Source organism: Arthrobacter sp. 01T414 (genome assembly GCF_056398965.1).
On the sequence record NZ_JBFTQK010000001.1, the window covers coordinates 276,857 to 294,085 of the forward strand.

Sequence of the window (17,229 nt, forward strand, 5' to 3'; positions counted from 1 at the left end):
CATGGAGTTTGAAGGCATCAGGGTCATCGTTACCGGGGGCGCATCCGGCATAGGTGCGGCCACGACGTCGCACCTGCTGAGCCGTGGTGCCCGAGTGGCCGTTTTGGACCTCAACCCGGATGCTGTGCCCGCTCCCGCGCTCGCGGTCCAATGCGACATCGCCGATGATTCTTCGGTGCGCGGGGCGGTCGAGCAGGTGGCGCGGGCACTGGGCGGGATCGACGTCGTGATTAACAATGCTGGGATCGGTGCGCAGGGCACCGTCGCGGACAACGACGACGCCGAATGGCACCGCGTCTTCGATATCAACGTGGTGGGCGCCGTGCGCGTAAGCCGGGCCGCGCTGCCGTACCTCCGGCAGTCTCACGCCGCAGCGATCGTCAATACCTCGTCCATCGCTGCCACCGCAGGGTTGCCGGAGCGGGCCCTCTACGCGGCCACCAAGGGAGCCGTGCGCGCCCTGACGCTCAGCATGGCCGCCGACCACATTCGTGAAGGTATCCGGGTCAACTGCGTCAATCCGGGCACCGCCGACACTCCGTGGGTCAGTCGTTTGCTCAGCCGTGCAGGGGATCCGGCAGCGGAACGGGCGGCACTTGAGGCCCGCCAGCCGCACGGCCGGCTCGTCACCCCGGACGAGGTCGCGGCGGCGATCGCCTACCTCGCAAGCCCCCTGGCCGGTTCGACCACGGGTACCGAACTGGCCGTCGACGGCGGCATGCAGGCGCTGCGCCTGCGGCCGGCCGGTTAGGAGGCAGCCGGTCGGCCCGGGGCCATGCGCACGAGCGTGGCCTCGGCCAGGGCCGGCGGTTCCTCATCGAAGGCCTTTGCGAAGCGGTAGAACGAGTTGCGGATGTGCTCACTCATCGCCGCCTCCGCAGCGCCCGGGTCCCGGGCGGCAATGGCTTCATGGATGCCCCGGTGCTCCAGCAGGGTGATCCGGCCGTCCAAATCGGCGGGATAGAGCCGGAACATGTGCAGGTGGCAGTGGGTCTGCACGTACGCCTGCTGAACAACCTCGTTGCCGGCCGACGCCAGGATCAGGGCGTGGAAGCGGGCGTCGTGACCCACGAGGTCCTGACGCAGATTTGCTGTGACATCGACATTGCGCTCGAGCCCCGCGAGCTCGGTCCGCAGCGCCCCGGAGGGGTTTGTCAGGCGCTCAACCGCGGCCGAGCGTGCCGCCCACGGCTCAACCAGGAGCCGGAATTCGAACAGGGAGCGGAGCTCCGCGAGGCTCAGCAGCGGGGTGGTGCTGTACCCCCGGCTCGGGACATACGTCAGCAGGTTGTCACCCTCAAGACGTTGCAGAGCCTCCCGCACAGGCGTGTGCGACACCCCTAGCCGCCGCGAGACTGCGTCGATGTTGATGCGCGTGCCCGGCGTAATTTCGCCGTCCAGGATCGATTGGCGGAGCGCCGAATAGACCCCGCCGGCAGCGACCCTGGCCGTCGTGGCGTCGCTTGCGGTAGGTGCCGTCATTTGTCTTTCCTCTCGGTTGCCGCCCGGACTCTGCGGGCGGCGCGCTGGCGTTTGTGCGACAGACCTAATTCACAAAGCTTGACCTGGATCACATTGCATATATGATACAACATATTCCTATACGATCCTCGTCGCGTCAGCGGCAGGAGAGGCCCGGGCTGCCGCCAGCGCCCGCTACCCATACGCAGTAACGATCACAGGAGAGTTCCCATGTTCAGAGCAACACCGAAGTTGCTTCTTGTTCCGGCTGTCGCTTTGGCCCTGGCGTTGGGGGGCTGCTCATCGGGCGGCGCTGCAAACGCCGGCGCCGGCACAGGAGCCGTGGCAGACAGCCACCTCACCCAGATCCTCAAGTCGAAGACGGTCAGGATCGCCGTCAGCGCCGACTCGCCGGGCTACGGGTTCATGAATTCGTCGGGCGGCCGCGAGGGCTTCGACATTGACCTCGCCAACGCGCTCGGCACCTCGCTGGGGGCAAAGGTTGAGTTCGTTACCGCCACGAATGAGAGCCGTATCCCGCTGCTGCAGACCGACAAGGCGGACGCCGTGATTGCCACGTTCACCGCCTCGGATGCGCGGGCCCAGGTGGTTGAGATGTCTGACCCGTATGCCGCCAGCTCCACGGTCTTCATGGTGCCGGCGGGAAGCCCGATCGCCAGCTACGCCGACCTGGACGGCAAATCCGTGGCCACCTCGAGGGGAAGCGTGGGCGAACAGATCCTCAAGTCCAGTTTCCCGAAGGCCAAGGTGACCGGCTTCAACACGACGGCGGACTCGATCCAGGCGCTCAAGAGCGGCAAGGTGGACGCCCTGATTGAAAACAACGCCATCGTTGGCGGCCTAGTGAAGAACGACCCGTCCAAGTTCCAGGTCCTCAAGGGCGACCCGATCAAGCCGGCACTGTTCTCGATCGGGGTCAAGCAGGGTGACCAGACTTGGCTCAACTATCTGAATAACTTCATCCGGAACTACAACATCTCCGGACAGAACGAGGCTTCGCTGCAGAAGTGGTTCGGGCTGAGTCTGCCGCCCTTCCTCGCCCACTAACAGTATTTCGGACGCGCCCTCCAGCGTGGGTGGAGGTTCAGGAAGCCTCCACCCGCGCTGCCGTTCACGGACAGGACCACTTGCACATGGCTTTATATTTCGGAGACCTTCTCCCTTACTCCTCGCTTCTTCTCGAGGGGCTCTGGACCGGTTTGTACATCACACTCGTGGCCATGCTGGCCGGAAGCGCGCTCGGTGTCCTCGTCTACCTGGGGAAAGTCGGGCCCGGAAAACCGCTCAGTGTTCTCTGCACGTTCTACATCGAGGCCATTCGCAACACGCCTCTGCTCGTGCAGCTGTACCTCATCTACTTCGCCCTCCCCGCCCTGGGCGTCAACCTTGAGCCTGTTTGGGCCGCCGTGATCGGACTGACGTTGAACAACGCCGCGTACACGGCCGAGATCTACCGGGCCGGGTTCGAATCGGTGCCCCGCGGCCTGCGTGAAGCCGGCAAGGCGCTGGGCATGAAACCCGCCCAGATCGTCCGCTACATCATTCTGCTTCCAGCCACCCGGAACGTTTTCCCCGCACTGACCAATCAGCTCATCCTGCTGTTCCTGGCCTCGTCGATTGGATCTATCATCTCGCTCCCTGAACTGACCAACGCGATCATGAGCGTCAGCAACACCACGTACCGGACCATTGAAGTCCTCGCGGTCGGCGGCCTCCTATATCTCGCGGTCTCCGCACTGATGTCACTGATCTCCAAGCGGGCCGAGACGACGATCTTCCGGTGGGCGGTGGGGACGCATGTTTAGGCCTTTCGAATGGCAGGACCTCCTGCCGCTGCTTGAGGGTGCCTGGTTGACCCTTCAGCTCTGCGCCGTCTCCGGCATCCTGGGCGTAATTTTCGGCCTGGTTCTCGGCATCGCCCGGACCTCGCCAAGCAGGATTGCCCGGTGGATCAGCACCATTTACATCAGCTGCGTTCGCGGCATTCCCATCCTGGTCATCATCTTCTTCGTGTTTTTCGGCATCCCGCTGCTGTTTCCGGGCCTGGAACCGGACAAGTTCTCCTCCGCCGTCATCGCGCTGACCTGCTTCGCCGCCGCCTACGTGGCTGAAATCGTGCGAGGCAGCATCGAAGCCGTGGCCAAGGGCCAGAGCGAAGCGGCCGACGCGTTGGGGCTCGACTACTGGCGGAAGCTGCGGTACGTCATCCTCCCGCAGGCCGTCAAGATCATGGTTCCACCGGGCATCGGGTTCCTCATCGGCTTGGTCAAGGATTCGTCCCTGGTCACCGTCACCGGCCTGCTCGAGCTGACCCACGCAGGAAACGTCGTCACCAACCTGACCGGCGATCCCATCAAGACCTTCCTGATCGTAGCCGCGATGTACTTCGTCATTTGCTACGGCATCTCCTGGCTGGGCCGGCTGTACGAGAAACGGACTGGCATCCACGTCGACCCTCTCAAAGTCCCAGAGCCCGCGGGCCTCTAGATCGGAATTCAAAAGTGATTTTTGTTGAGAACCTGCACAAGAAATTCGGCCCCGTCCATGTCCTGAAGGGCGTCGACTGCCACATCCGTGAACGGGAAGTCGTGTGCGTCATCGGCCCCTCGGGCTCGGGGAAGAGCACCTTTTTGAGGTGCATGAACGGCCTCGAATCGATTTCCTCCGGCAGCATCGTCATTAACAAGCACCGGCTGGACGATTCGAAGACGAACATCAACCTGGTCCGGCAGGAAGCTGGGATGGTGTTTCAGCACTTCAACCTCTTCCCGCACCTCCGCGTCATTGACAATGTCATGCTGGCCCCGCTGAAAGTCGCCAAAGTCTCGAAAGAAGAGGCCCGGGCCAAGGCTGAGGTGTTGCTGGCCAAAGTGGGCCTCGCGGCGAAAATGGACGTCTTCCCGGGAAGTCTCTCCGGCGGGCAGATGCAGCGCGTCGCCATCGCCAGGGCGCTGGCGATGGACCCGAAAATCATGCTCTTCGACGAACCGACCTCGGCGCTTGACCCCGAAATCGTCGGCGAAGTCCTGACGGTCATGAAGGACCTGGCGAGCGAGGGGATGACCATGGTGGTCGTCACCCACGAAATGGGATTCGCCCGCGAAGTGGCCGACCGGGTGCTGTTCATGGACCAAGGCCTGATCGTGGAAGAAGGCACGCCGGAGGAGATCTTCTCCTCGCCGCGCCATGCGCGCACCCAGGGGTTCCTGAGCAAGGTTCTCTAGCCGCTCGCGGCCCCGCCACACCTTTCCCACCACCGCAAGGAGCCTGTCTCGATGACCGCCGCCACGTACAACGGATCCCGCACCTTCAGCACCAGCGAACTGCCGCCTGACCCGCCCCGGCCGGGAGAAGTGCAGATCGCCGTGTCCTACACCGGGCTGTGCGGCACCGACCTGCACATCTTCCATGGCGACATGGACTCCCGCGTCAGCATGCCGGCGATCATCGGCCACGAGATGTCCGGGACCATCGCGGACCTGGGCGACGGCGTGACCGGATGGTCCGTAGGCCAGCCGGTCACCGTCATGCCCACCTTGTCGTGCGGATCCTGCGCAGCGTGCACCCGCGGGCACGGGAACGTCTGCCACAAACTGGACTTCATCGGCATCGACTCGGCCGGCTCCATGCAGAACTACTGGAACGTGCCGGCGGAAGTCGTTGTTGCTTTGCCGACGGACCTTGCGCTGGACGAGGCGGCACTGATCGAGCCGACCGCCGTGGCGGTCCACGATGTCCGGCGGGCGAGGCTGGCGGAAGGCGAATTCGTCGTCGTGATCGGCGGCGGCCCGGTCGGGCAGCTCATCGCGTCGGTTGCGCTGCAGCGGGGAGCGCGCGTCGTGCTGGTCGAACTGGATCCCGCCCGGCGGGCGCTTGCGCAGGAATCGGGCATCGCCACGGTGGACCCGCGGGAGCAGGACCTGATGGACCTGGTGATGCGGGAAACGTCCGGGGCCGGAGCCGACGTGGCCTTCGAGGTCTCCGGCGCCGCGGCAGGCGTGAACTCTGCCGTCGAGGTCCTCACCACCCGGGGACGGCTGGTCATGGTCGCGATCCATCCGCGGCCCAAGGAGATCGATCTGCACCGCTTCTTCTGGCGGGAACTGGAGATGTTTGGTGCCCGCCTCTATCAGCGCGAGGACTTTGAGGAGGCAGTTCGGCTGGTGGCGGCAGGGTCGGTCCCGGCGCGGCGGTTGATCTCGCGGGTCGTCGCCCTGCACGACGTCGAGGCAGGCTTCCAGGCGCTGGAATCGGGGGGCGCCATGAAGGTCTTGGTCGACTGCCGCGCGACTGCCGAGGCCACCTCATGAATGCCGGAGCTCTTTTCGACCTCACGGGGCAAACAGCCGTCGTCACCGGGGCGCGGCGCGGCATCGGCCTAGCCATGGCAACGGCGCTGGCAGAGGCCGGAGCGGACATCATCGGGGTCTCCGCCACGCTCGAGCCCGACGGGAGCGTCGTCGAGCAACGGGTCACCAGCCTTGGGCGCCGTTTCACCGGCCTCAGCGCGGATTTTGCCGACCGCGACGCCGTTCGCGGACTCGCTGACGACCTGTTGACCATGGGCCCGATAGACATCCTGGTCAACAATGGCGGCACGATAGCCCGGAAGCCTGCCGCGGAACACCCCGACGAACTGTGGGACCAAGTCATCGAAGTCAACCTCTCCAGCCAATTTGTGCTGAGCCGGGAACTCGGCGGGGCGATGGTGGAGCGCGGCAGCGGCAAGGTGATTTTCACGGCCTCGCTCCTGAGCTTCCAGGGCGGCATCAACGTGCCGGGGTACACGGCGTCCAAGGCCGGCGTCGCCGGTCTCACCAAGGCGCTGGCCAACGAGTGGGCGCCCAGGGGCGTGAACGTGAATGCCATAGCCCCGGGCTACATTGCCACCGACAATACCCAAGCGCTGCAGGACGATCCGGTTCGCGAAAAGGGCATCATCGAGCGCATTCCTGCGGGCCGCTGGGGGCGCCCCGACGACCTCGTCGGCGCAACGGTCTTCCTGGCTTCCCGGGCTTCGGACTATGTCAACGGCGTGATCCTGCCCGTCGACGGCGGCTGGCTCGGCCGCTGACGCGACCACGTGTCCTGCTGAATCACACGCCCGGAACCACCCGATCGTAAGGAATGTCCTGTGTGCCCCACCCCAAGCCAGGCCGTGGCCGTCCGGCCCGCGCCGTCGCAAATCCTGCTCGAGACACGGGTGATCGCGGTCCTGCGTGCGGCCCACGCCCGCGACTGCGCGCCGGTCATTGAAGCGCTGCTCACCGGTGGTGTCCTCAGCGTCGAACTGACATTGAGCACGCCCGGAGTCTTCGAGGAACTTCCGCGGCTGCAGCAGCGCTTCGGCGACGCTGCAGAATTCGGAGTGGGAACCGTCACCACGGTGGCCGAGGCGATGAGGGCAATCGATGCCGGGGCGAAGTACCTGGTAACTCCGTCGACGAACCCGGAAATCGTCGCAGCAGCCGTCGAGGAGGGGATTCCCATCTACCCGGGTGGACTGACGCCCACGGAGTTGCTCGCAGGCTGGTCTGCGGGAGCCACGGCCGTGAAGGTATTCCCGGCGTCGCTGGTGGGCGCGGGCTACGTGTCCATGCTCCGGGGTCCCTTTCCGGACATCGAAGTCGTTCCGTCAGGAGGCGTGGACATCGCGGACGCCGCAGCCTGGATCAGGGCAGGAGCCCTCGCCGTCAGTATGGGCGGCCCGCTGATCGGAGACGCCTTCCACGGCGGAGACCGAAAGCAGCTCACCGAACGGGCTGTCCGGCTGCGCGGCCTGGTGGCCGAGGCACAGGCAGCGAAATGAGCGGCCCTGTCCCGGCAGGACCGTACTTGGTGACCATGGGAGAGACCATGGCGCTCCTGACCGCGGGTCAGCCGGGACCGCTGGCTCACGTTGCGACGATGGGGCTCGGCATCGGCGGCTCCGAATCGAACGTGGCCATCGGCGTGCAACGACTCGGAGGCAACGCCGTGTGGTGCGGAAGGGTGGGCGCAGACGCCCTGGGGCAGCTCGTCACCCGGGAGATTCGGGCGGAGGGCGTGACGCTGAGGATAACGGAGGATCAAGCCGCGCCGACCGGGCTCATGCTGAAGGAGCGCCGCACTGCCTCGACGCAGAAGGTGAGCTACTACCGGGCGGGTAGCGCCGGTTCGCGCTTCGCACCGGCGGACCTGGACCCGCTGTTGATCGCGGGCGCCTCGGTTCTGCACGTCAGCGGCATTACACCTGCGTTGTCCGGGTCCGCGGCAGCTGCCGTCCGCGAAGCCATGCAGATCGCTAGGGCCAGCGGGGTGACCGTCTCTTTCGACCTCAACTACCGGTCCAACCTCTGGACCACGGCTGCAGCGGCAGACGCCTACCGCGGGCTGATCCCGCTGGCCGACGTAGTCTTTGCCGGCGACGAAGAAGCAGCCCTGGCGGTCGGCAACGCGACGAGCCCGGCTGAGCTGGCGGAACGGATGGCCAGCCTGGGTCCTGGCCAGGCAGTGGTCAAGCTTGGCAGCGAGGGCGCCGTCGCCTGCATTGACGGCGAATTCTTCCAGCAGGACGCCGTGCCAATTGAAGTGGTGGACACCGTCGGTGCAGGAGATGCATTCGTGGCCGGCTACCTGTCAGAACTTATGGCCGGAGGCTCCCCGGCACAGCGACTCGAGTTGGCCGCGAAGACGGGCGCCTTCGCCTGCCTCGCCTACGGAGACTGGGAGGGGCTCCCGCGCCGGGCCGAACTTGGCCTGCTGGCACAAAACGAAGCAGTCACGCGCTAGGGACGGTTTGCGGCCTCCAGCAGTCCGCCACTGGCCCAGCGCTTCAACGCGAGCTTTTCGGCGTCGTCGAACTCCATCAGCGCGACCCGGCAGAGCTCTTCCACATTCGCGGTCCACGCGGCGGCGAGACCGGCCGGGGTGGCGTCATCGTTGAGCTGGAAATTGGCGTAGGCCAGTCCCTGCAGGATGAAGTTCACGGCGTTGCGGGAGACCGGCTGGCCCGCGCTGACGCAGTCGTCGCGCACAAGCCTAGGCAGCTCGTTGCGGTTCAGCCCCTGCTCGCGAAGCCGCGCAGCCAAGGCCACGAACACCTGCCGGAACTGGGCTGCCGAGAGCGCAGGGACGTCTGTCACCCGGGCGACCTGCTCCTCGATGCCGGGCTGCACATCCGTGGCGGCCGGGAGGTCCTCGATTGAAAACCGCTTGGCGTCCCACACCCAGCCGCCCTGCGACGGGGAGTATTGGACGTTTTGGCCGAGCTGGGCCACCCAGGTTCCGAACTTGCCGGCCCCGCCCCAGTCAGTCTTCAGCGAGGGGTCAGCCGCGAGCGCCCGGTGGGCCACCATCGCGCCGACAACCGGTCCCTGAGCGCTGCGGACCAACTTGACCACCTCACGGACTGCGGGTGACGCGGATTTCGGCTTCGCCTTGGCAGGGGTCTGGACATTTGGCTGCTTGGAAGCCTCCACGGCGTGGATCGGCTCCAGCGACGTCCCGCTCAGGATGGACACAAAGTCGTGGGATTCCACCACGCTGTCGGCCATCTCCCGGTACGCGAAGGCTACGGCGCCGGCAGCAATCACCGTCGTCATTCGGTCGGCGGCGCGGAACCGCTGCACCAAGGACGTAAAGTCTGCGTCCGCGGAGGCGACGAAGAATTCCTCGATATGTGCAGCGCCGGACAATGCGTCCATCGCATCCAGCACCAGGTTGATGTCGGTGCTGCTCTTGCCCCGCTGGGTGAGGGAGGGGCAGTCGATCACGCGGAAGCCCGCCCGGGTCCAATATGGCCGGTATTTGGAATAGATGACGGGGTTGAGATAGCAGTTGCGGATCAGGAAGCGTCGGGATTCCTCACCGCTAACCCCGTCCGCCAGTGCCTCGGTCCAATGCTTGGGATCCTCGGCGAACCTCTTCGCGGCCGCGGGGTCCAGTGCCAGCAGCCCCGTGTAGACGTTGTCGAAATCCACGAACATGGCCGCGCGGATCCCGGGCCGTCGGGACTGGTGAAGGGGATCGGTCATCGGCCCAGTCTGCCAGCCGGAGCCTCGGGGAGGGGAGAGGCTCGTGGGGGCGCCGCGCCGCCGTCGTCCGCAGAAGCAACGACGACGGCGGTAGCCTCCCGCCGTCGTCGTGCTGTTGCGTGCTGGTGCTGTTAAGCGGAGGCCGAATCGAGGTTGGCCGCGCCGTTCAGGCTGAGGGTGAAGGTGTTCGGGCCGCTGGCGTGGACCGCGATGTTGGACTTGGCGGTGTTGTGCCGGACCGAAAGGTCGTGGACCAAGGCATCGAGTTCGTGGTGCATCGTAGAGCGGTCTACGAGCTTGTGGGTGACAGCGTGGTTGGCAGTTTCAAACGTCATTGTTCAGTGCTTCCATTTCTGAATCCGGGGTGTCCGGCTGCCGCACCGATGCGGAGCCGCCGTGGCCAAACCAGGAACGCCTGCGGCCGAGGGTAGCTCTGCGAGCTCACCGGTTTGGCCTCATTGCGTCCACCAGGATGGCGCCCCTCGACTGGTTCCGGCGCATCGCGTCGGTCTCCGGCTCGGGGCTCTGCCTGCCGGGTAGCGGTCCCGGCCTGCCTTTTCATGATGCACAGCGGCCGCGCGGCGGCTCAAGCCAGATGGCGATTATTGCGGGTGAGACTCATCACAGCTGATCGGGCCGTTACGGCAGCCGGTGGCGGGGCTGGTTCGGCGTCACTTTCGGGTTTGTCGCTGGCCCCGGCCGTGTTGTCCCGGTGCTGAGGCATGCCGCACCTAGAATTGGCCAGATGATGCCAGAAACCATCCACGCTGCCGGCGGGAAGAACACCCTGCGGATCAGCGGCGGCATCATCGAATCGGTGTGGACCCCCGGATCCTTCGTCGACGTGGACGATGCCCGCGATGCCATGAAAGCGACCGAGCGGATCTGCCAGGGCCGGCGGATGCCGATGCTCTCCGTCATGGCCGACGTCGAAATCAGCGCCGCGGCCCGCTACGAATTCGCCAAGTCGTCCGACGTCAGCGCCATCGCTGTCCTCGGATCCAGTGCGGTGGACCGTGTGGTGGCCGCCGCTACCAGCCGGGACACCCAGTACCCGCATGAATTCTTCACCTCTCGGTCGGACGCCGTCGAGTGGCTCAACACCCTCATGGACACCACCGAGCCGCAGGACGAATCCGGCCGGCAGTCCGCGGCCACAACTCCCTAGGCTGACGCCCGCCGGACTGCTACTGTCCCGGTAGACGGCGTGCGCGCCTCCGGTGCGTGCTAACAGCGGCGAGGGAATCTTCATGACGGTTGCCGAAATCCAAGTGGACCAGCGCGTAATCGGGATCGACTCGCGGCGTTTCGCCTCGGTGGAGAAGGCGCTGGTGGAGCTGATCACCAACAGCGACGACAGCTACGCCCGGCTCGAAAAGGCCGGCGCCCAGGTCAGCGGCCGAATCCATGTCCGGTACGAGCGGCATCTCACCGGGGCCGTGCTGATGGTCGGCGACCAGGCGGAGGGCATGTCCTTCGAGCAGGCGGGCCGGATCCTCAGTTACGGCGGCGCGCACAGCCCACTCGCCCGCGGCGAGGGCGACGGCCGCGGCTACTTCGGCCGCGGCCTGAAACAGGCGATCTTCGGCCTGGGACACGGCTGGATCGAGACCATCCAGGACGGCCGCTTCACGCGGATCGACGTCTTCCGCGGCGAAAACGGCGGCTACCTGTACGACGACGGCGGCGAGGACCGCCGCGCGTTCCCGGCCGACTACGCCCGGCTTGGCATCGATGTAGCACCGGACGCCAGCGGCACCCGGGTGAGCGTCGTCGTCGACAATCCTCGCGTCCGGATCACCCAATACAGCACCCTGCTGCAGTCCCTGTCCGACAACTTCTACCTCCGTGCGGTGCTGGACCGGCGCAGCGTCGAGTTGGAGCACGGGCAACCCGGTTCGGGAGAGGGCCGCCGCGAGCCGGTCCGGTTCCGGGAGCCTGCGGCGGACGTGCTGCTCGGCCCGGACCAGCCTGGAAGCGTCAGCTTCGAAGGCCAGGCGCATCCCTTCACCCTCACGCTGAAACGCGCCAAGGCCACCGAACTCACACTCAAGGGGGACGAACGCACCAACGGCCTCGTCGTCCTCTCCGGGAAGGCGGCGCTGGATTGCCAACTGTTCGCTTTTGAAAACCAGGTGGGCACCGAATACCTCTTCGGCACGGTGTCCTGTGACGCCCTGACCGGGATGCTGGGCCGCGGCCGGGCCATCATCAGCGACGAACGGGAGGGACTGAACCCCCGGGACCCCTTCGTGGCGGCGTTCTCCGAGGCCGTCAGCCGGATGATCGCCGGTGCCGTGCAGGCCGAGAAGGAGAAGCTCACGCATCTTGAGCGCGCCACGACGTCGGGCCGCACCGCCGAAATGATCGAGCAGCTGCTGCAGCATATGAACGAGGCCGCCGTCGTCGATCTCGGGCTGGAGACGGATCCGGCGTCCGGCGGCGAGGGCCTCACGCTTGGGGAGCAGCCCGCCGCGCTGCGGTTCACCACCCCCTTCTACTACCGTCCGCCGGGGCACCCGTTCCGAGTGTCCCTCCTGCTGGATCCGGCCCGGCTGCCCGACGGCGGGATGCTCACGTTCGAGGTGGATCTCCCCGGTTCGCTGCGGATCGACCCGGAACCGGTGCCGATCGCCGTGGCTGAGCTGGGGCAGACCCGGCGAGTTGAATGGACCGTAGTGGGGGAGCGGGCGGGCGAGCGCGGGGAACTGACCGTCCGGGCCGGCGACTTTTGGGCGTTGTGCGAAATCGTTGTCGCCGAACATGCCTCGCGCCGCAGCGTCGACCAGCCGCCGCACCTTGCCGTGGCGGCAGGCGCCGTGCGCGCCGAGGCGGGGGTGCAACCGGCGGCGCATCGGGAGGGCCACCGCGCGAGCCGGGACCACGGCGTCGACCTTTTCACGGGCTACGACTTCCGCAGCCTGCACAACACCGCCGACCGTGCCGTCTACAGCCCGGAAGAACGAAAGGTCATCATCAACACCGCCGCGCCCACGGTCCAGCTGTACGTCGACGGTCGCGGACGCTTCCGCGATTCGGCACGCCTGCTGTTGGCCGAACTCTTCCTGGACGTCATCGCGGACGAGCTCGCCCGGCGCCGCGTCGAGCAGCACGGCCATGCCGGAGATCTCGAAGCGTTCAAAAGAGCTAAACGGGACATCATCGGCCGCTACGGCAGCGACATCCATCGAACGTTCCTGGGGTAAGCCACCCCCATTGACACGCTGTCGGCGTCGGCCTATTCTACAACCAAATGGTTGTAGATCAGTTGAGTGACGAAGCGGTGGACCGTCTGTTCCAGGCGTTCGCCGACACGACCCGCCGGGACATCATCCGCCGCGTAACGGTAGGGGAGTATTCCGTTTCCGGGCTCGCCTCGCTCTACGCCATGAGTTTCGCCGCCGTCCAGAAGCACGTGGCGGTGCTGGAACGCGCCTCCCTGGTGACCAAGGAGAAGCGCGGAAGGGAGCAGATTGTGCGGGCCAATCACGACGGACTGCAAAAGGCCCGCAGGCTGCTCGATGAGTACGAGGTCATCTGGCGGCAACGGGCGGACCGGATCGCCGAGCTGCTGGCAGAGACGCACCCCGGAACAAGCGGGCAATCCACAGGCAACACAGAAACCAACGAAGCAGCGGGATAGGAAGGGTTCATCATGACAGTCATCAGTTCAGTCAAGAATCTTGAAGCGCTCAGCCTCAGCATCGTCACGGAGTTCGACGCCGACGTCGAACGCGTCTGGCGGATCTGGGAGGACCCGCGCCAGCTCGAGCGCTGGTGGGGGCCGCCCACCTGGCCGGCCACCTTCGAAAAGCACGATTTCGTCCCGGGCGGGGAGGCCAGCTACTTCATGACAGGACCGGACGGGGAGAAGGCGCGCGGCTGGTGGCGGTTCGTCAGCATCGACGCACCGCACCGTCTGGAGTTCGACGACGGCTTCTCGGACGACAGCGGCGAGCCGGTCGCGGAGATGGGCACCATCCACGGGATCGTGACGCTGGAACCGATTGGCGACCGCACCCGGATGACCGTGCTGTCCACCTTCGAGACCGAGGAGCAAATGGAGAAGATCGTGGCCATGGGCATGGAGGAAGGCATGAAGGGGGCGCTGGGCCAGGTCGACGCGATCCTCGCCGAGCACGCCAACGCCTAGGCCGCGTCGGAGGCCGGAGCTGCTGGACGACGGCGGGCGAGTCCCGCCGTCGTCCTCTTTGCGCGAGGTCTGACCGCCTAGTTGTGCAGAGCCGCGTAAAGGTTCAGGCTGGCCGAAAACACGAGCCATGAAACGTAGGGAAGCATCAGCACCCCGGCCGTCGTGCTGATCGGTCCGAAGCGCAGCACCGCAAACACCGCGAACGCGGCGTGGGCCGCGATGATGAGGAGCGCCAGCCAGAGAGCGGCCGTTCCCATCACGGGGTACAGGCCGAAGAACATCAGCGGCCATGCCAGATTCAGCAGCAGCAGGCCACCGTAAACCTTGAGTGCCTCGCGGCGCGGAAAGATCCGCTGCCGCCACACCATCCATGCCGCCACGGCCATGGCCGCGTACAGCACCAGCCACGCTGAGCCGAACATCCACACCGGAGGAGTCCACGGCGCGGTGTCCGCAGCCGCATACCAGACCGCGTTCATCCGGATCGGCAGGGAGCCCACCAGCGATACGGCCCAGGAGGCCGCCAGAAACCCGAAAAGAGCCGCAAGCTGCCGCCGCCGGGGCTGAGCGCCGGGGGCAAGAGTGCCCGGGGCGCTTTGTTCAACGTTCAAGAGCACTGACTCACTCTGGACAACCGCAAGCCCTCCCGTCAAACTACGACGGCGGGCTCCCGCCCTCATCAGGACCGACCACGTCTGGAAGGACATCATGGGCAACGACGCTTCATGGCAGGAAACCATCACTCCGGGGCGCTTCGCCGGCAAGACCGTGATCGTGACGGGCGCAGGCTCCGGCATCGGCCTCGCCGCCGCGCTGCGCGTCGCGAAGGAAGGCGGCAGGGTCATTGCGGCGGACATCAGCAAGGAACGCCTGGACGATCTGGTGGCCGGGAATGCCGGCCTGGACCTCGTGCCGGTGGCGGGGGACATTTCCACCGAGGAGACCGTCGCAGCCGTGCTTGCCGCCGCAGGCGGGCGCGTGGACGCCCTCGCCAACGTCGCCGGGATCATGGACAACTTTGCCCCTGTTCATGAGGTGGACGACGCCGTCTGGGAGCGGGTGTTCCGCATCAACGTCACGGCTCTGATGCGACTGACCCGCGCCGTGGTCCCGCTGATGCTGGAGGCCGGCGCCGGGTCCGTGGTCAACGTGACGTCCGAGGCCGGGTTGCGAGGCTCCGCCGCCGGGGCCGCCTACACGGCGTCCAAGCACGCCGTCGTCGGCCTGACCAAGAACTCCACGGTGATGTACGGGCCGAAGGGCCTGCGGTTCAACGCGGTGGCACCTGGCGCGACCATCACCAACATCGTGGCCGACTGGGGCTCCCAACTAGCGGCCGAACGTCTCGGGCCGCTGATGGGCGCCAACATCCCCACTCCCGCCACCGCGGCGCAACTCGCGGCCTCGATCACCTTTCTGCTCAGCGACGACGGCACCAACGTCAACGGCGCCATCCTCGCCTCCGACGGCGGCTGGTCCGCGCTGTAGCTCACACCCACCCCGGACGCTCCCTCAGATCCGGCGGGTTTGTGGTGGACGCTCCCTCAGGTTTGGGGGATGTGTGGTGGACGCTCCCTCAGGTTTGGGGGATGTGTGGTGGACGCTCCAGGTTTGGGGGAGCTCTGATGGATGCTCCCGCAGATCAGGTGAGGGAGCGTTGGGGAATTGCTGCCACAACTGAGGGAGCGTCGGTGGGATTGCTGCCAAAGGTGAGGGAGCGTCGGTGGGATTGCTGCCACAACTGAGGGAGCGTCGGTGGGATTGCTGCCACAACTGAGGGAGCGTCGGTGGGATTGCTGCCATAGATGAGGGAGCCTTGGGGGATAAGCCGCCAAAGGTGAGGGAGCGTTCGGATTCGCCCCGGCCCGGAGTTCGCGAAATGATGTGGGCATGGAGCACACTGACCAGCAGCCCTGGGTAAAGAACTACCAGCCGGGCGTCCCGGCCGAGATCGAATTGCCCACGGAATCGCTCGTGGCGATGTTGGAGCGGTCCGTGGCCGAGGCCGGCAGCGCCCCGGCGCTGGAGTTCTTCGGCCGGCGGACCAGCTACGCCGAACTCGGCGAGCAGGTGGACAGGGCTGCCGAGGGCCTGCGTCGGCTCGGCGTCCGCGCCGGCGACCGGGTGGCCCTGATCCTGCCGAACTGCCCGCAGCACGTCGTGGCCTTCTACGCGGTGCTGCGCCTGGGCGCCGTCGTCGTCGAACACAACCCGCTGTACACCTCCCGCGAACTGCGCCACCAGTTCGAGGACCACCAGGCCCGCGTCGTCATCGCCTGGGACAAGGCCGCGGCCGCGATCGCCGACTTCCCGGCGGACGTCGAAATCGACCACGTGGTCTCCGTCAACCTGCTCGAGGCCTTCCCCGCCGTCAAACGACTGGCCCTGAAGCTGCCGGTGAAAAAGCTGCGGGAAACACGTGCGTCACTGACAGCCCCCGCACCGGGAACCATGCCGTGGAAGGAACTCCTGGGCCACGGCCGGATCGACCCCGCCCACCCCCGCCCCACGGTCAACGACCTCGCAGCGATCCAGTACACCTCGGGCACCACCGGCCGGCCGAAGGGGGCGATGCTCACGCATTTCAACCTGTACTCCAACGCCCTGCAGGGCGAGGCCTGGATGGCGGGCGCGGAGTACCGCAAGGAAATCTTCTACGCGATCCTGCCCATGTTCCACGCCTTCGGTATGACCCTGTATCTGACCTACGGCATCCGCAAGCAGGGCCTGCTGGTCCTCTTCCCCAAATTCGACCCGGACCTGATCCTGGACGCGATGAAGAAGTCGCCCGCCACCGTCTACTGTGCCGTTCCGCCGATCTACGAGCGCACCGCCATGGCTGCGAAGGAGAAGGGCGTCTCGCTGCGCTCCTGCAAGTACTGCATCTCCGGCGCGATGAACCTGCCGGACCACGTGGTGGAACTCTGGGAATCGGTCTCCGGGGGCCTGCTCGTGGAGGGCTACGGCATGACCGAATCCTCCCCGGTCGCGCTGGGCAATCCGTTCCATCCGACCCGACGGACCGGCACCATCGGCGTGCCGTTCCCATCCACCCTGATGAAGGTGGTCGACGTCGACGATCCCTCCGTGGAGGTCCCGCAGGGCCATCCGGGCGAGCTGCTGATCAAGGGCCCGCAGGTCTTCCAGGGCTACTGGAACAACCCGGAGGAAACCGCGAAAACCCTCACCCCGGACGGCTGGCTGCGGACCGGCGACGTCGTGACGGTGGACGAGGACGGCTTCACCACGGTGGTGGACCGGGCCAAGGAACTGATCATCACGGGCGGCTTCAATGTCTCGCCCACCGAGGTGGAGGCCGTGCTGCGCCTGCACCCGGACGTCCGCGACGCCGCCGTCGTGGGCAAACCGCTGGAACGAGGCGGGGAAATGGTGGTGGCCGCCGTCGAACTCGAACCGGGCACCGCACTGGATGAGGAGGTCCTGCGCAGCTACTGCCGCGAGCACCTGGCAGGTTACAAGGTGCCGCGGCGGGTGGTTCCGGTCCCGGACCTGCCGCGCTCGATGCTCGGCAAGATCCTGCGCAAGCAGGTCCGGGACCAGGTCCTGCCGGGGCTGTAG

At 66.3% G+C, this 17,229-nt stretch carries 19 protein-coding genes; 15 read left to right on the top strand and 4 right to left on the bottom strand.

Annotated elements, in window-relative coordinates:
- Position 1 precedes the first annotated feature (1 nt).
- Positions 2-751: an SDR family NAD(P)-dependent oxidoreductase gene (locus tag AC1DK9_RS01265; protein ID WP_476915231.1), complete on the top strand. Its 750-nt coding sequence runs from the start codon at positions 2-4 to the stop codon at positions 749-751.
- Here the strand turns inward: AC1DK9_RS01265 and AC1DK9_RS01270 are convergent.
- A complete protein-coding gene (locus AC1DK9_RS01270; protein ID WP_476914773.1) occupies positions 748-1,482 on the bottom strand; it encodes a GntR family transcriptional regulator in 735 nt (244 codons plus the stop codon). The two genes, AC1DK9_RS01265 and AC1DK9_RS01270, sit on opposite strands and share 4 nt — an antisense overlap.
- 321 nt (positions 1,483-1,803) lie before the next feature.
- Here AC1DK9_RS01270 and AC1DK9_RS01275 point away from each other — a divergent pair, with 321 nt between their 5' ends.
- From AC1DK9_RS01275 to AC1DK9_RS01310, 8 genes are all read left to right on the top strand, one after another.
- Positions 1,804-2,529, top strand: coding sequence for a transporter substrate-binding domain-containing protein (locus AC1DK9_RS01275; RefSeq protein WP_476914774.1), 726 nt, complete (start codon positions 1,804-1,806; stop codon positions 2,527-2,529).
- Between the two features lie 86 nt (positions 2,530-2,615).
- The gene (locus tag AC1DK9_RS01280) at positions 2,616-3,287 is read left to right on the top strand and encodes an amino acid ABC transporter permease (protein ID WP_476862160.1); all 672 of its coding nucleotides are present in this window, start codon (positions 2,616-2,618) and stop codon (positions 3,285-3,287) included.
- Complete coding sequence (locus AC1DK9_RS01285) at positions 3,280-3,969, top strand: amino acid ABC transporter permease (RefSeq protein ID WP_476914775.1); 690 nt, start codon at positions 3,280-3,282, stop codon at positions 3,967-3,969. The genes AC1DK9_RS01280 and AC1DK9_RS01285 overlap by 8 nt, the downstream gene beginning before the upstream one ends.
- A 14-nt stretch (positions 3,970-3,983) precedes the next feature.
- Positions 3,984-4,706: an amino acid ABC transporter ATP-binding protein gene (locus AC1DK9_RS01290; protein ID WP_476914776.1), complete on the top strand. Its 723-nt coding sequence runs from the start codon at positions 3,984-3,986 to the stop codon at positions 4,704-4,706.
- Positions 4,707-4,757: 51 nt separating this feature from the next.
- On the top strand, positions 4,758-5,792 hold the full coding sequence (locus AC1DK9_RS01295) for a zinc-dependent alcohol dehydrogenase (RefSeq protein ID WP_476914777.1): 1,035 nt from the start codon (positions 4,758-4,760) through the stop codon (positions 5,790-5,792).
- Positions 5,789-6,556, top strand: coding sequence for an SDR family oxidoreductase (locus AC1DK9_RS01300; RefSeq protein ID WP_476862164.1), 768 nt, complete (start codon positions 5,789-5,791; stop codon positions 6,554-6,556). The genes AC1DK9_RS01295 and AC1DK9_RS01300 overlap by 4 nt, the downstream gene beginning before the upstream one ends.
- Before the next feature lie 60 nt (positions 6,557-6,616).
- Positions 6,617-7,291, top strand: coding sequence for a bifunctional 4-hydroxy-2-oxoglutarate aldolase/2-dehydro-3-deoxy-phosphogluconate aldolase (locus AC1DK9_RS01305; protein ID WP_476914778.1), 675 nt, complete (start codon positions 6,617-6,619; stop codon positions 7,289-7,291).
- The gene (locus AC1DK9_RS01310) at positions 7,288-8,253 is read left to right on the top strand and encodes a sugar kinase (protein ID WP_476862166.1); all 966 of its coding nucleotides are present in this window, start codon (positions 7,288-7,290) and stop codon (positions 8,251-8,253) included. The genes AC1DK9_RS01305 and AC1DK9_RS01310 overlap by 4 nt, the downstream gene beginning before the upstream one ends.
- On the opposite strand, the gene AC1DK9_RS01315 is transcribed toward AC1DK9_RS01310, so the two are convergent.
- Complete coding sequence (locus tag AC1DK9_RS01315; RefSeq protein ID WP_476914779.1) at positions 8,250-9,497, bottom strand: NYN domain-containing protein; 1,248 nt, start codon at positions 9,495-9,497, stop codon at positions 8,250-8,252. The two genes, AC1DK9_RS01310 and AC1DK9_RS01315, sit on opposite strands and share 4 nt — an antisense overlap.
- 131 nt (positions 9,498-9,628) lie before the next feature.
- On the bottom strand, positions 9,629-9,832 hold the full coding sequence (locus tag AC1DK9_RS01320; protein WP_476862168.1) for a hypothetical protein: 204 nt from the start codon (positions 9,830-9,832) through the stop codon (positions 9,629-9,631).
- Positions 9,833-10,242: 410 nt separating this feature from the next.
- Between AC1DK9_RS01320 and AC1DK9_RS01325 the strand changes: the two genes are divergently transcribed.
- From AC1DK9_RS01325 to AC1DK9_RS01340, 4 genes are all read left to right on the top strand, one after another.
- Positions 10,243-10,665, top strand: coding sequence for a DUF7793 family protein (locus AC1DK9_RS01325; protein WP_476914780.1), 423 nt, complete (start codon positions 10,243-10,245; stop codon positions 10,663-10,665).
- 82 nt (positions 10,666-10,747) lie between these two features.
- Entirely contained in the window at positions 10,748-12,703 is a 1,956-nt protein-coding gene (locus AC1DK9_RS01330) for an ATP-binding protein (RefSeq protein ID WP_476914781.1), read from the top strand.
- A gap of 47 nt (positions 12,704-12,750) precedes the next feature.
- Positions 12,751-13,140, top strand: coding sequence for an ArsR/SmtB family transcription factor (locus tag AC1DK9_RS01335; RefSeq protein ID WP_476862172.1), 390 nt, complete (start codon positions 12,751-12,753; stop codon positions 13,138-13,140).
- 12 nt (positions 13,141-13,152) lie between these two features.
- The gene (locus tag AC1DK9_RS01340; RefSeq protein ID WP_476914782.1) at positions 13,153-13,650 is read left to right on the top strand and encodes an SRPBCC family protein; all 498 of its coding nucleotides are present in this window, start codon (positions 13,153-13,155) and stop codon (positions 13,648-13,650) included.
- 77 nt (positions 13,651-13,727) lie between these two features.
- Here the strand turns inward: AC1DK9_RS01340 and AC1DK9_RS01345 are convergent, their stop codons facing one another.
- Positions 13,728-14,267 (bottom strand): tryptophan-rich sensory protein, encoded by a 540-nt coding sequence (locus AC1DK9_RS01345; RefSeq protein WP_476862174.1) that lies wholly within the window; start codon positions 14,265-14,267, stop codon positions 13,728-13,730.
- Positions 14,268-14,358: 91 nt separating this feature from the next.
- Between AC1DK9_RS01345 and AC1DK9_RS01350 the strand changes: the two genes are divergently transcribed.
- A complete protein-coding gene (locus AC1DK9_RS01350) occupies positions 14,359-15,138 on the top strand; it encodes an SDR family NAD(P)-dependent oxidoreductase (RefSeq protein WP_476914783.1) in 780 nt (259 codons plus the stop codon).
- 402 nt (positions 15,139-15,540) lie between these two features.
- The gene (locus tag AC1DK9_RS01355; protein ID WP_476862176.1) at positions 15,541-17,229 is read left to right on the top strand and encodes a long-chain-fatty-acid--CoA ligase; all 1,689 of its coding nucleotides are present in this window, start codon (positions 15,541-15,543) and stop codon (positions 17,227-17,229) included.